11 protein-coding genes and 2 pseudogenes are annotated in these 13,522 nt (G+C 59.6%); 7 read left to right on the top strand and 6 right to left on the bottom strand.

The genetic code is table 11. The features are described from left to right. From SO180_RS38785 to SO180_RS38770, 4 genes and pseudogenes are all read left to right on the top strand, one after another. The coding region (locus tag SO180_RS38785) for a Ulp1 family isopeptidase (protein WP_449384060.1) at window positions 1-1,393 on the top strand (1,393 nt) is incomplete at its 5' end. A gap of 56 nt (window positions 1,394-1,449) precedes the next feature. Further along, window positions 1,450-1,758, top strand: a pseudogene (locus SO180_RS38780) (transposase); the annotation flags it as partial. 211 nt (window positions 1,759-1,969) lie between these two features. Continuing rightward, window positions 1,970-3,337 (top strand): IS110 family RNA-guided transposase, encoded by a 1,368-nt coding sequence (locus SO180_RS38775; protein ID WP_449384059.1) that lies wholly within the window; start codon window positions 1,970-1,972, stop codon window positions 3,335-3,337. Window positions 3,338-3,370: 33 nt separating this feature from the next. Continuing rightward, on the top strand, window positions 3,371-3,583 hold the full coding sequence (locus tag SO180_RS38770) for a hypothetical protein (protein WP_449384058.1): 213 nt from the start codon (window positions 3,371-3,373) through the stop codon (window positions 3,581-3,583). Between the two features lie 61 nt (window positions 3,584-3,644). On the opposite strand, the pseudogene SO180_RS38765 reads toward SO180_RS38770, so the two are convergent. Beyond that, window positions 3,645-4,508, bottom strand: a pseudogene (locus SO180_RS38765) (LLM class flavin-dependent oxidoreductase); the annotation flags it as partial. A gap of 105 nt (window positions 4,509-4,613) precedes the next feature. Between SO180_RS38765 and SO180_RS38760 the strand changes: the two are divergent. After that, a complete protein-coding gene (locus SO180_RS38760) occupies window positions 4,614-4,730 on the top strand; it encodes a nucleoside monophosphate kinase (RefSeq protein WP_449384057.1) in 117 nt (38 codons plus the stop codon). Continuing rightward, window positions 4,727-4,999 carry a nucleoside monophosphate kinase gene (locus tag SO180_RS38755; RefSeq protein ID WP_449384056.1) on the top strand — a complete coding sequence of 91 codons (273 nt, stop codon included), beginning with the start codon at window positions 4,727-4,729 and terminating at the stop codon, window positions 4,997-4,999. Before SO180_RS38760 ends, SO180_RS38755 begins: the two co-directional genes overlap by 4 nt. A 333-nt stretch (window positions 5,000-5,332) precedes the next feature. Here SO180_RS38755 and SO180_RS38750 read toward each other — a convergent pair whose 3' ends face one another. Next, complete coding sequence (locus SO180_RS38750; RefSeq protein ID WP_449384055.1) at window positions 5,333-5,842, bottom strand: hypothetical protein; 510 nt, start codon at window positions 5,840-5,842, stop codon at window positions 5,333-5,335. Between the two features lie 268 nt (window positions 5,843-6,110). Continuing rightward, window positions 6,111-6,770 carry a triphosphoribosyl-dephospho-CoA synthase gene (locus tag SO180_RS38745; RefSeq protein ID WP_449384054.1) on the bottom strand — a complete coding sequence of 220 codons (660 nt, stop codon included), beginning with the start codon at window positions 6,768-6,770 and terminating at the stop codon, window positions 6,111-6,113. A 1,652-nt stretch (window positions 6,771-8,422) separates the two neighbouring features. On the opposite strand from SO180_RS38745, the gene SO180_RS38740 reads away from it, so the two are divergent. After that, window positions 8,423-9,253, top strand: a complete 831-nt coding sequence (locus tag SO180_RS38740; RefSeq protein ID WP_449384064.1) for a class I SAM-dependent methyltransferase — start codon at window positions 8,423-8,425, stop codon at window positions 9,251-9,253. A gap of 410 nt (window positions 9,254-9,663) precedes the next feature. Here SO180_RS38740 and SO180_RS38735 read toward each other — a convergent pair whose 3' ends face one another. From SO180_RS38735 to SO180_RS38725, 3 genes are all read right to left on the bottom strand, one after another. Next, complete coding sequence (locus SO180_RS38735) at window positions 9,664-10,302, bottom strand: IS110 family transposase (RefSeq protein WP_449384053.1); 639 nt, start codon at window positions 10,300-10,302, stop codon at window positions 9,664-9,666. A gap of 791 nt (window positions 10,303-11,093) precedes the next feature. Continuing rightward, window positions 11,094-11,921: an NEL domain-containing protein gene (locus SO180_RS38730; RefSeq protein WP_449384052.1), complete on the bottom strand. Its 828-nt coding sequence runs from the start codon at window positions 11,919-11,921 to the stop codon at window positions 11,094-11,096. Continuing rightward, the gene (locus tag SO180_RS38725) at window positions 11,848-12,795 is read right to left on the bottom strand and encodes a leucine-rich repeat domain-containing protein (RefSeq protein ID WP_449384051.1); all 948 of its coding nucleotides are present in this window, start codon (window positions 12,793-12,795) and stop codon (window positions 11,848-11,850) included. Before SO180_RS38725 ends, SO180_RS38730 begins: the two co-directional genes overlap by 74 nt. Window positions 12,796-13,522: the final 727 nt, after the last annotated feature.

The following is a 13,522-nucleotide window of genomic DNA, read 5'->3' as shown; positions in this document are numbered from 1 at the left end:
GTCATTTGTTGATCTGAATGCGCCGACGCCGTCCGAGTTGCGCGATGATGCTCACTTTGGGCCCGCGCCCTCTGCCAGGGCGCGTTCAGACACCTTCGGGGGTCTTGCGTCATTTGTTGATCTGAACCCGCCGACGCCGTCCGAGCTGCGCGATGATGCTCACTTTGCGCCCGCGCCCTCTGCCAGAGTGCGGTCAGACACCTACGGAGGGCTTGCGTCATTTGTTGATCTGAACCCGCCGACGCCGTCCGAGTTGCGCGATGACGCTCACTTTGCGCCCGCGCCCTCTGCCAGAGCGCGGTCAGACACCTACGGAGGGCTTGCGTCATTTGTTGATCTGAATGCGCCGACGCCGTCCGAGTTGCGCGATGACGCTCACTTTGCGCCCGCGCCCTCTGCCAGAGCGCGGTCAGACACCTACGGAGGGCTTGCGTCATTTGTTGATCTGAACCCGCCGACGCCGTCTGAGTTGCGCGATGACGCTCACTTTGCGCCCGCGCCCTCTGCCAGAGCTCGCTCAGACACCTACGGCGGGCTTGCGTCATTTGTTGATCTGAATGCGCCGACGCCGTCCGAGTTGCGCGATGATGCTCACTTTGCGCCCGCGCCCCCTGCTAGGGCTCCAAGCGGCATCTACCGCGGTCTGTCTTTGGTTGATCTGACTACGCCTACGCCGTCTGGGCTAAGCGATGAGGTTCATTCCGTGCGGGCGTTTCCGACCACCTACTCGGATACTCAGAGCGGGGCTTTGGATCCGACAGCCTCGTCCCGGTACCGCGGGCTGACGCTTGAGGACACGCAATGGCTGGGCGATGAGCATATCCATAGGGATTACGAGCTGCTGGAGCAGTGGTTGCAGTGGAACCATGCCGATCTCGCCGCCCGGACGCAGTTCGTGGATCCCATGATTGCCCATTATCAGCTGCGCTTGGCGGCCACCGATAGCGACGCGCGACGCACAATCCAGCTCCTGATCGATCGGAATGGTAAGGATACAGCCGACTTCCTATTTCTGCCAATGAACGATGCCGATCGTCTTAATCAGCGCGGCAAGCATTGGTCGCTGCTGTTCGTTGATCGCAGCGACAGGCAACGGCCGGTCGCCTATCACTACGACTCGGTCCGGGGATACAACGACAACCGTGCAGCAAAGCTCGGAAAACGGCTGGGCCTCAGCCTAAAGTCGGCCGACATGGCCCAGCAGCGGAACAGCTACGATTGCGGCGTTTTTGTCGTGGACGGCACGCGAGCGCTGGTCCGACGATTGGCGCAAGGAGAGCGACCCGAACACGAGCCGTTGCACCTCGACAAGCTCGTCGCTGATCGGAAGGCACTCCAAAACCGGCTTAGCACTACACGTGTACTTCATGAGTACGCTCTGCGCGCGTTGTGAACCTCCTCCGAATTGATGGACACCTGTAGTAGGCTCGAAGAGCCAGGAGGTGTCGGATGGAAGGACGTCAACGTCGGTCGTTTACGGATGACTACAAGCGGCAAGCGGTTGATCTCGTAGCGTCGAGCGGGCGCTCGATCGGATCTGTTGCCAGGGAGCTTGGCCTGCGCGATTCCGTGCTGCGGCGGTGGGTGGAGCAGCGAGGGGGCCGGCTGGAGCCGACGGCGGCGACGCGGCGCCCCACAACGCAGGCGACGCTGCCGTCGGCGGACCATGCGGCGGAGATCGCGCGTTTGCAGCGGGAGAACGAGCGGCTGCGCATGGAGCGCGATATTTTAAAAAACTGTCCGGCACCGTGGCGCGCCTGTGCGGCTTAGAAACGGCCTTGTGTTATTGTCGCGGCTGGGAGGGTAGCGGCCGTTAGATTATTGGAGGCACAATCCCCGTTAAAAAACGTGGTCCATGGGTGCATGCGAACTTGAGAGTGGTGAGGTCGCCCTGGCGGCGATCCCGATTAGGAAGATGACGATTGGCATAGCCCAGACCCTCCTGCTCGTCATTGATTGGAGGACTGCCATGCCCAAGAAGACGACCGGCGACCGACCGGAACTGAAGCTGGTCAACGTCGGGGCCGCCGCCATCGACATCGGATCAAGGATGCACATGGCCGCGGTGAACCCTGCTTGCACCGACGAGCCGGTGCGCTCTTTCGGCACATTCACGCAAGACCTGTATAATCTGGCCGACTGGTTCAGAGCCTGCGGCGTGACGAGCGTCGCGATGGAATCCACCGGGGTCTATTGGATTCCCGTCTACGAGATTCTGGAGCAGCGCGGGTTTGATGTGATTTTGGTCAATGCGCGGTACGCCAAGAATGTGCCTGGACGCAAGACCGATGTCAGCGATGCCGCGTGGTTACGCGAGCTTCATTCCTATGGCCTGTTACGCGGCAGCTTCCGGCCCGATTCCGAGATTGCAACTCTGCGCGCCTATCTGCGTCAGCGAGAACGACTGGTTGAGTACGCGGCTGCCCATATCCAGCATATGCAGAAGGCCCTGATGGAGATGAACCTGCAGCTCCATCATGTGGTCACGGATATCACGGGAGCGACCGGTATGCGGATCATCCGAGCCATTGTTGCAGGCGAGCGGAATCCTGACGTCTTGGCAACCTATCGGGACGTGCGATGCCATTCATCCATCGAGACGATCCGCGCAGCACTGGTGGGCAACAATCGGCACGAACACGTTTTTGCGTTGACCCAATCGCTGGAACTCTACGACGTCTACCAGGCGAAGATGCTGGACTGCGACCGCAAGCTGGAGGTCCTGATCGCGTCATTGAGCAATAAAGCGGCAAAACCGGTTGGAAGGCTATCTAAGCAGCGTATCAAGACCAAACAGGTCAACACGCCCACCTTCGATGTTAGAACCGCACTCTACGGAGTGCTCGGCGTCGATCTGACCGAGATCCATGGATTGGGTCCGTCGCTTGCACTGAAGCTGGTCGGCGAATGCGGCACAGATCTGAAGGCGTGGCCAAGTGCTAAGCACTTCACCTCCTGGCTTTGTCTTGCACCCGGCAACAAAATCTCCGGCGGCAAGGTGCTATCTTCGCGCACACGGAGATCCTCTAGTCGGGCAGCCGCACTGTTGCGGTTGGCAGCAACAACAGTCGGGCGCAGCGATACGGCGCTCGGAGCATTCTATCGCCGACTATCCTCACGCGCGGGCAAGTCAAAGGCGGTGACAGCGACTGCCCGTAAGATCGCAGTTCTATTTTACAACACTCTCCGGCACGGCATAAGCTACCGGGATCCGGGCGCCGACCACTATGAGCAACAATATCGCAAGCGCGTCCTCGCCAACCTTCAGCGCCGGGCCAAATCATTGGGCTTTGTGTTGCAGGCCATTTCAGCAGACGCCAATCCGGCTGTTTCTTAGGGAGTCGATCGCGATCTTTGCTGGAGTTCCGAAATGAGATTTCGCTTCGTCGAAGATCGCCGCGCCGACTATCCGGTGACGATCATGTGCGGCGTGCTCGGTGTCTCGCCGGCCGGCTATTATGCCTGGCGCTCGCGCCCGGAGAGCCAGCTGCCGCGCGACAATCAAAGTGATAGTAGTGCGCCTCTCTCCCAGATCGTCGCGCTACGCTTGAACATGCCGGTGGCGACCATCCGCAAGGCATAACGGACATTCCGCCAGCGGTTGACCTTGCACGTAACGCGGCCGGTACGGTGGAACGTCATGTTTAACCAAGTCCCGCGACGACTTCGGACCGAATGATGGTCGCGGTGTTCAATGAAGCATCCAGGGGGAGGTCCCCAAATGCGAGCTGACAAAGAAGGTAATTGGCACCCGCCTCTTCTAGATGATTAAGAAGAGTGTGCCGTATCGAAGCGGCCGTCCCGCCAACGCACAACTCACTCTCGATTGCTGCATCGAAGGTCAAGGAAAGGTTTGGTGGCGTGGGGATGTTGTTGCGTTCATAAACGAACTTGAAACTCTTGAGCCAACGATCGTAAGCCGGCGCAGCACGTGCGTAAGCGTCTGCTGTCCGGCGACATGGAAAAATGCGGGGTTAGATCCGAACGTCGCTTGACATCTGCTTCAGAGGTGCCAGCCGCAACCATGCGGAGCAAGCCAAGAAACGGCGATAGACCATTCGCGTCTGAACGTACCTCTCGACGCGAGCGGTACGCATCAGTGACCCTCCGAACAAACCATGCAGGTCCGATGCTTGCGATGTTTGCGCCAATTCAGCGGCCTAGATTGCCGAGCCGCGTTGATTTACGGCGATCCATGCCGGAGGGTGCGGTCGCTGATGAGGCGTTAGCGTCAACGGAACATCGTCCAACCGGAAGTGGTCCCCTTCGTAGCAGAGCGAGCCGCCTCGCATGGCTTTAACAAGGATTTCGCTGGCCTCTGCATAACGGCCTGGTGCCGCCTCGGCGCTGACCCCGAAATAGCCCAATTCCACTGGAAGTGAGCCGCGTCCGATGCCAAGCTCAAGCCGGCCGCCGCTCAAATGCATGCACGCCTCTTCAAACGCTCTGAGCGGGTGATGAAGGCTAAGCAGCATGACCATCGGGCCGACGCGAAGCTGTGTTGACCTCGATGGCCGATCCCGCCGTAGTCGACGACCTCCTCAAGAACCGGCTGAATAAACGGTCGAGTGCCTCATGATGATCGGTGTGGTTGCGTTTAGTGGAGGTGAAAGATGAGACTTGTGCTCTTGGGGCCGCCCGGCGCTGGGAAGGGAACGCAGGCATCCAAGCTCTCACAGATTCTTGCGATCGCCGCGGTGTCGGAGGGAACGGCGATCGGCGACAAGTGACGGAGTTCGTGAAAGACGGCAAGCTGGTACCGGGTCATTTGGTGGTCAGGCTAATTACCGATCGGATTGCGCGGCCGGATGCAGCGGGCGGGTTCATCTTGGACGGATTTCCACGCACGGTGGCTCAGGTAGCCTCGATAATGTCCTCGACGGGCACAAGTTGGACCACGTGCTCGAGCTCAAGATTGACGAGCAACACCTCCTCGATCGGATCCTGGGACGGGCCATGCAGGCTCCGAGAGCGGCGAGGCGGCGCGGCCGGACGATAATCACGAGGTGCTCAGCGTGCGCCTCACAGCTTACGCCAACCAGACCAAGCCGTTGTCTGATTACTATGCAGCCAAGGGGCTGCTGAGAACGGTCGATGCCTCGCTGCCCGTGGACCACGTCACTATGGCGCTTGTCGATGCGATTGGATAGCCGGCGACATGAGCGCGAGCCGCGATTGAACGTTCGCATCGGGATCTCCCGCTATTCGGAGACAACCCAGTTACGCAGACCCTCGATCGTGCGAAATCCGTCGGCGTAGCAGCGCATGGAAGGCTGAGAGGCTTGCATCATCTCTGCCAGTGCATGTCCCGAACCGAAGTCGACAACCGCAGTCACGCTGAGCTCTGCGAGCGCTTCCAGCGTTGCGGCCCAGTCGATGGATGGGCGACCTGACTTGCCAGTTTCGCCGTGGCATTGGCGACCGAGAATATGCGCTCGCCGTCACCGCCGGCAAGCAGGACGCGCTGGCCTGCGACGGTCGCGTGCTTGCTGGCATCGAGCGTTTGCTGCAGGGGTTTGCAAGCCTGCGCGAGCCTTGTCGTATGCGACGCGATTTTCACGGCGAGAAGGCCCGTGCGGGCTCCTTCCCTGGCGGCCTCGTTGCAGAGCGCGATGACATCCCGCTCCGTGCCTCCGATCACGAAAAGGAGGTGGGGATTCCTGATCGCGATCTCGCAGCGGTGTTTTGCAAGCAGAGGTTCGAGCGCAGCCCGGTCGAGCGCGCGAACATAGCCCAGGCGGCCATCGGCCCCCGCCGCGCTTTCCATCAGCCGTGCGCGAATATCCGTGAGCCGCAAGGCTTCGTCGGCGCTCCAGATTCCCGCAATGCTCCAGGCCGCCATTTCACCGACGCTGTAGCCGGTGACAGCCGGTCGCCTCAGTCAGCAGGTCCGCAATGCAGGCGTGGATTGCGAGCGTCGATGTGACCGTCAGGATCTGGCTGGAATGATTGGCGGAGAGTTCATCCGCGTCTCGCGTCCTAACGAACTCCCGCGGATCGTCACGGAGATAAGCGGATGCCGCGACGAATATTGACTCCGCGGCAGGCTAGCTCCGCGAAAAGATCGAAGGTCTTGTCCGAGAGCGTACCTTGTCCGCCGCAGAGCAGGGCTAGCATCTGGATTCGATCCGATCGACGAACAGGGCCATGGCCAACAGATCCGCGGAGCCCTCCGGGCTGAGATTGCGGGCCACGAACGCTTGATGGATGTCGGCGACGCGGCTGCGCGATCCCGAAGACCCGACGCCGCCAGCGGCAAGGAAGGCGGAGGCGCGGCCTTGCGCGAAGCACAATCCCTCCGCACCACCCCGATGCAGGAGGTTGGTGTCGGTGACATTGGCGATCAACCTCATGCAGGTCTGCACGCGGATGGCTTCCTCGTCACGTGGCGCAAGCTGGCGTGCTGCATGCAGTGCGGGCAGGGCAATGTCGTAAACCGAGGGAAAGCCACCGGCGGCTTCCGCCCTGGCGCCGCCGGCGCCGTAGCGCCGCAGTGCCACCGCGCCATGACTACGAAGCGACACCGGGCCGGACAGGATGTCTCCGCCCCAGCGCTCCGAAACCAGCCTGCCGAGCGAGATGCCGACGGCGTTCCGATATCCGGCCGCGGCGCAAAGCAGGCCCAGCCCGAAGATCGCACCGCGATGCGTGTTGACGCCGCACGTCGCAGCCAGCATCTCGCGCTCCGCGGCAACGCCGATCGTGCGCAGCCGGTTCATGCCGGCCCCTGACAACCTCGTCCTCGCTCTTGAAACGAAATATGGGGGCAATCGGACCGCTTCAGTCCACGGCGAAGCTCGATGTCTCCGATCGCATCGATCCGTTACCTAGGGCCGCATTTCTCCAAGGAGACCAACGAACTGTTTTACCCGCGTCAGGCCAACGCGCGGACGCAGTAACCGTTGGCCGTGGAAGGATTACTTGCGATGCGTACCACTCCAAAATCAGCGCTTCGAGCGAAGCGCACCACCACCAATCCCGACGCCGCGGTTTTCGAAATGATCACACGCTGCGTCGCGCTCTGGGGCAAAGTGTTGCCCTCGATGCAATCGAGGAGGAGGTGAAAAACACACGTGGAGACCCATCGGCGATCACAGCACGCCTAATCCCGCTTGACGCCGAAATCTCTAACCTAGAACGGCAAATCGCTCATACGGATATCTTTACGCGCAAAGGGTACGAGGCGAAGCGAATCGCGATCCGTATGCGCCAGTGCTTAATGGGATCAGCGAGGAGCGCTTGCCAACTTTGTACGCCTGCCGTTGGTACGTAAGTCTTTCGCGTTGCGCTTCCCATTCAAAGTTCTCCACGCTCGCAGTTTGCTCCGAGATTGTGAAGGTGACGAACGGAATACCGCGCATCATCCATTGGAGGTAGGGATTGGCGCCGCCTTAGTCCATGACAGAACTCATCAGCGACCGCCAGGGCACAGATGTGTATAAGAGACAGCCTTAATTATAGTCATGGCTGCCTCCGGATCAGACAGATGCAAGTGGCTGCCCCGTCAGCTTCTCGTCAGGTGGATGCGGCATACGCAACCTACTGATGCTCGTGGAAGAGGCGACCAGCATCGGCGAGCTGGTCGCCCGCGCACTGGCACGAGCTTCGGCGGCACGCGGTGCATGCGCCATGGCGACGCACCGCGTGCCGATTTTTCCATCGTTGTGGCGGCACGGCCTCTCGAATTGCAGGACGGTCGCACCGCTGAGCGACGGGCCGCAGCGAAGCCATCGAAGGGCTAGCCCCTAGCTAGCCGCACAAAGCTTCGTTTCGTTAGTATCAAGAAGAATTCTCTGAAGGTGGCTGTCGAGCCTCTGCTGTGTGTTGAATGCTTTGCGGACTAGGTCGGTTACAACCAAAGTGCCTCCTCGTGCGTGACCGGAGGCGAAGGTGGACGGTGCTTACCACCTCGGCGATGGCGAAATGAATTGGCGGTACGCTTCCTATCCAGGATTATCTCAGCATTGTCGCGTCCACCGATGACGATCGGCAGGATCGAGCGATGCAGCGCACAGCTCTTGCTCGCTCCATAATCGTGCCATCAACGTGTGGTCATGGCAAATCGCTGCCTTTCGACGCTCAAGAAGCTCTCAAAGTCGCAACTTGAATGCGAAGAATTCTCGTGGTCGCCTTGGGGAACCACTTCATCTTCTCATACGTGCTCTGCGATAGGAGGCTAGATCCTCTGCTTCGCAAGCAAGTCCGACGAAGTGCGAATGGGGTTTATGCATCGGCCGATCTCTGCAATAAGACGCCGATGACTCGAAGGCAGCAGCCGTCGAGTGGCTTGTAAAGTGAAATGGGAGACATCGGGTTGCGAGTAGATTTTTCGCGCATCAATCAGTCTAAGGCCGTCTTCGATGATATTTATGCCTTGGATGATCCCAGGGCATACTTCTCTGTGCTGGGAGACCTAGATTATATGATTCCGGACGTGGCCGAGCCGGTGGTGCGCCAAATTCTGGCAGCGAAAGCTTCGGCAACCGGCCTTAGGCCGACCGTGCTCGATGTTGGCTGTTCATATGGCATCAATGCCGCGGTGCATCGGTTTCCGCTGACCTTCGGCGGCTTGCGTCACCGCTACGCGCGACGCGAGATGAGGGCGATTAGTTCCGAGACACTGGTGCGTCTCGATCGCAGTTTCTATGCGTCCTGGCCGGATGTCGGCCTAGCGCGATTTATCGGTCTCGATATATCGGCGCCGGCGATCAGCTATGCAACGGGTGTTGGTCTTCTTGAACAGGGCATTGTCGCCGATCTTGAACGTGAGTCGCTATCGGCGGACAGCGCGCGTGCTATCCGCTCCGCTGATGTCATCATGTCGACGGGTTGCATCGGCTACGTCACCGAGAAGACGTTCAGCAAAATCCTCGATGCAACAGAGAAGCGGCCATGGATCATCTCCTTCGTGCTGCGAATGTTCCCGTTCGATTCGTTGGCTGCGACGTTCGCGAAGCATGGCCTTGTGACGGAACGCCTGACCGGCGCGACATTTATTCAGCGTCGCTTTCGCGATGCGGAGGAATTCGAAAGTAGTCTGGCCGCCTTGGCGGCTCTTGGCGTCGATGCGAATGGTCTTGAATCGGAGGGACTGTTTCACGCCGATCTGATCTTGTCCCGCCCCGAAGCGGATGCTCTCGTCGCCCCCTTGGAAGACATTGTCACTGTCGCCAGCGGCAGGGGGCGGCCGATCGGGCCCCGTTATGTTCATATTGAAGGCAACGAGGGCTTGCGGGTCGCGTTGGAGCCGTGACGGGCTTGTTTTCCGTACACAGCCGCGGGTCTGAGCCAGAGAACCGGGCAACCGAGTGGATCATGCCCTGACTCCCTTCATGGTCCCTTTCTGTCGGGTCGATCGTCTACAGGGACGCCTTGCTCATGACAGCTTTGCCGATTTCGAATCCAACTGCATCCGTGCCGTATATCGCGATCGATGCTGTGTCGAAGTCCTACGATGGATGGAGGACGGAGCGCTGCCGTTTCCAGCATTTCGCTAGACGTGAAGCAAGGTTCGCTCGTCGCACCTCGTAGGTAGCTCGGGATCTGGCAAGACCACGCTGTTGAAGACCACAGTGTCTTCAGCCGCTTGGCCTCGGAGACGTCCATTCCGCCGAACTTGGCCTTCCATTTGTAAATGCTGGCGTCAGATCGGCGACCGAAATGCTAGCCTCGTGCTCCTTCAAAATTCCGAGGACCCGCTCCGCGAACTCCAATACGGGCCCGCAGCTCCATCACTGCATCAGAGGCCGGACAGATGGCAGCATCCGACTGCGTGCCAATCTTCTCAAATAAAACCGCTTGCATCTTGCGGGGCGGCGTCCACAGATGAAGCGGGATTTCGCTCTGACCAGTCGCGGGAGGGGCGGGCGGGGGCTCCGAGGAGCGGGTGATGCTTGCCCGGCCCGTTTGTCTTCTCTTCGTCTGATCGCTGACTCTGCTCACGCGCTCGCTTTCCTGGCGTATCCCCTCAAGTAGCTCTTCGAATGCTATGCGCTGCTTGCGATGCTCGATCTTCTGCGCCATCAGCCATTTCATATGGGCTGGTCCCCAGGTCGTCTTGCCCGGATAGATGCGTTCCAGCCATAGCATCAAGGACGAGATCTGCTGACGCTTGCCCTGGAGGTCCTTCTTCACGGCCTGACGGGCGCGCGAGAGATCGCGCATGGCTTCATGCCGCTCATCCGGCACCCACACCGCGGTGAGCTCGCCCGCGCGTAACAGCTTGGCGAGGCTAACGGCATCGCGCCGGTTCGTCTTCACCCGATCGCCGGCCTTCTTCGGAACGAACGAGGTGGCCACCACCAGGGACTCGTGGCCGAGGCTCTTGAGCAGTCTGTAGAGACCATATCCCGTCGGCCCTGCTTCATAGCAAACGTCAGATGATGGTATTTCGCTGCAAGCTTTGCCATGAGCTTCTGGATCGCCGCCTCCGTGGCAGGAAACTCCCCGAGATATCGGACTTCGCCGCCACGGCCGCTATCGGTAACTGCTACTGCATTACGCAATTTTGACGTATCGATTCCGACAAAGGCCTCGGTATGATGACCCACGACTCGCCCTCCTTGTTTGAGGCTCTGCCCGGTCCATCCGGGCGACCCTCGTCGCAACATCGAGGGATGAGTCGCCTCAGTTGTGGAAGGGACATACAATCGACAATCTCAGGCAATCGATCGAACGGCTCGGACAGCCGGAGCGTTGCATTCATATCGGCGACCGCGAAAGCGACATCTACGAATTGTATTGCCTGACGCAAGAGCTTGGCGCTCGTCGATCGGCTGGCAGGCGATGGCGGCCATACGATTGCGACCGAAGAGACCAGCTTCAAGGGTCTGCATTACATCGACGTGCGGAAATCGGAGCGGCTGTTGAAAGTTTCACCGGACGGATACATCTTGTCTCCGGTCGAAATTCGTGCGGGAGCACACCATGCAGCCGCATTCATTATCCGCGCAGTTATGGGGCTTTGCGGCTCCGGGGGCGGGCGCGGCATTTCAGGCGGCGCAATAGAAACCTATGATGCCCGCACTCGAGCTATATCTCCCGCAAGGGGCGCTAGGAGGAGCGGGAACTAAGCCTCCTGCAGCCAGGCAGCTTCACAGATTGAAGCCGTGATCGTTGAGCACCTTGTCTCTCAGAGCGCCCTTGATCTCGCGGGCGATTTCCTTGCGAACCGCGGCCCCTAACTCCCGCTTGGCATCGTCGACGAGCTCAGTTTCAAGCCCGACCAGGCCTTTGTCGGCGATCTGTTGCTCCAGTCGGCTGTCGAACTCCTGCCCCATCGCATCAATGAGCTGCTCCTGCGTCGCGGCATGGTCTTCAGGTGCGATGCGGCGCACAACATTGTCCCAAGGCTGCCAGTCCGTCGCCAAATAGCCGGCGAACTCCTCCGCCTCCTTACTCCGCACGGATGTTTCTGCACTGTCAACGTCCGCCTCTGTGACGCCGGAGACGTCAAAGTAGCGCATGTCCGGCGCGACATGTTGCAGTGCCAGCCGATCGCAAAGCTTGCTCTGATACGTAAGATAGACCTCAATGGCGTCGATGTCTTCGACGTCGTAGACGGAGCGCAGCGAGTGAGCCTTCTCGCGCGCGATCCCCTCCAGCGCGTCTAGGCGGAACATGACGCGCCCCAGATGCACGAGATCGGGAAGACGTGCCGTGTTGTCGTAGAGGCCGTTCTCGACGTCCGCGATGAGCCGTGCGGTTTGCATGCCGTTCCAGGCTAAAGTTCTGCGATCCTCGCAGCTCTGGTTGGCGTCGAGGGCCAGTTGAAAGTACTGCGCTCGCAATTGCGGGTTTTTCGCCGCCTGTCGCAGATCATTGGCCACCGACTGCCGGAATTCTTCATTACCAGAGTTGACGGACTCTAACAGCTTGTCGAGGAAAAGCGCGTATTCCCGGGGCGCCCGGCTCTTCTGCAAAAGTCTCCCAGGCTGCCAGCACCTCTCTGTCGTCCTCCTTCGGACTGCCCCTGAGCCAGTCTGCGACTGCTTCAGTGAGAGCTTCGGCCTGCTCGTCGTCTGTCGCGGACAGTTCACTTTCGTTCTCGCGCGAAAGCTGGACGCTCGGACCGACGTAATCCTCAGCCCCTAGAATTGTATCCAAATTCGTCAGCACTTGCTCCGTGAGGGAATTTTCAGTCAGAATTATGCTGGCATCAGCGCCCAACCGCGTCAGCAGATCCTCGGGCAGACTCGTCAACTGGTTTTCGCTGGCGTCGAGAAATTGGAGCGTAGCAGGGATGGCCTCCGGCAGACCCGCCAATCGGTCGTCGCTGACATCGAGAAACTGGAGCGAAGCTGGAAGGACCTCCGGTAGGCTCGTCAGCTGATTGTGGCAGATGTGGAGAAATTGCAGCGGCGCAGGGAGGAGCTCGGGCAGGTTAGTCAATTGATTGTGGCGGACGTCGAGAAACTGGAGCGCAGCAGGTAGCACCTCAGGCAGGCTTCTCAGCCGGTTAGAGCTCGCGTCGAGGCCTCTGAGCTCGGTCGGAAGCGCAGGCAGGCTGGTCAGTTGATTGGCACTGATGTTGAGACGCCGGAGCGAAGCAGGGAGGGTATCGGGCAGACTCGTAAGCCGGTTCAAGGGAACATCGAGTACGACGATATCGTTCGGAAGCCTGGGCAGACAAGTAAGGAACAACGATTCGAGATTAAGTCCGGCCTCACCCCGAGCATTCACTCGCCTGACTGCTTCTTCGCGATGCTCGAGCGGGGCCCACCTCAGGTTCAGCAGCCCAATTCTCAAGCGCCAGGTCTTCGTTGGCGTCCGCATGGACTGAATCTGCTGCTGCATAGCCCGTCACGACTCCCTGCCATTGCGCCGCGGCCTCGTTTTGCCGGCCCTCTTGTGCGGAAGATGCAGAAGGGATGCCGCCGTCGCGCTGAATCTGTCCTGCCTCAAAAGGATCCATCCTACCCCCTTACGAGACTGAGCAAACTCAGTCCACGATTACACATTTTAGAGCCTAAGACATTTAGCTTTCGATAAGCTGACAGAGCCAGTCGCCGTAAGGTGACAACGATGGCACCGAAGCCGGCATGATCGTCGCTATACGATTTGGAGCAGTGAAGATAAGTTATTCTGCTGCCGATATATTTCACGCCCCCGAAGCGCTTGAGCATTCGAGAAGCGTGAGCTCCGACGAGAAAGTTCGCATGAGTTGATGTCAAGGCGGCCGAAGCACGTTTTTGGTCTGCTCTTGTACTCCTGCCGGAGACCTTTGCCATCATGGCGCCCGCCGCCCGTGCACAAGTCTATCTACGCAGTGGCTGAAGACCTCCTGCATGTCCCGTGCTGGGCAGGCAATTAAAGGGCCGATTGTAATCCGCGGCACAGACTCCGACGATCACTTGCATGGGACGCCCGGCAGAGACTTTGGGTCTGTACCTAATTAGCAGTTTCTGATTCTCTCGCGCTGAATGGATTTGGCACGGGGGACTTCAGTGCGCAAGGGGCTGTTCTGGCTGAACGACAAGCAGTGGGCTCAGATTGAGCCGCATCTGCCGACGAACCAGACTGG

This window comes from Bradyrhizobium sp. UFLA05-112 (assembly GCF_053572325.1).
The sequence above is the reverse complement of the archived record's forward strand: the minus strand, read 5'-3'. Positions and strand labels throughout refer to the sequence as shown.

What these genes read in the sequence shown, in the direction of transcription:
- SO180_RS38775 (WP_449384059.1), top strand. Translation starts at nt 1,970, where the DNA reads ATGCCCAAGAAGACGACCGGCGACCGACCGGAACTGAAGCTGGTCAAC.
- SO180_RS38770 (WP_449384058.1), top strand. Translation starts at nt 3,371, where the DNA reads ATGAGATTTCGCTTCGTCGAAGATCGCCGCGCCGACTATCCGGTGACG.
- SO180_RS38760 (WP_449384057.1), top strand. Translation starts at nt 4,614, where the DNA reads ATGAGACTTGTGCTCTTGGGGCCGCCCGGCGCTGGGAAGGGAACGCAG.
- SO180_RS38750 (WP_449384055.1), bottom strand. Translation starts at nt 5,842, where the DNA reads ATGGCGGCCTGGAGCATTGCGGGAATCTGGAGCGCCGACGAAGCCTTG.
- SO180_RS38740 (WP_449384064.1), top strand. Translation starts at nt 8,423, where the DNA reads ATGATTCCGGACGTGGCCGAGCCGGTGGTGCGCCAAATTCTGGCAGCG.
- SO180_RS38725 (WP_449384051.1), bottom strand. Translation starts at nt 12,795, where the DNA reads ATGCAGCAGCAGATTCAGTCCATGCGGACGCCAACGAAGACCTGGCGC.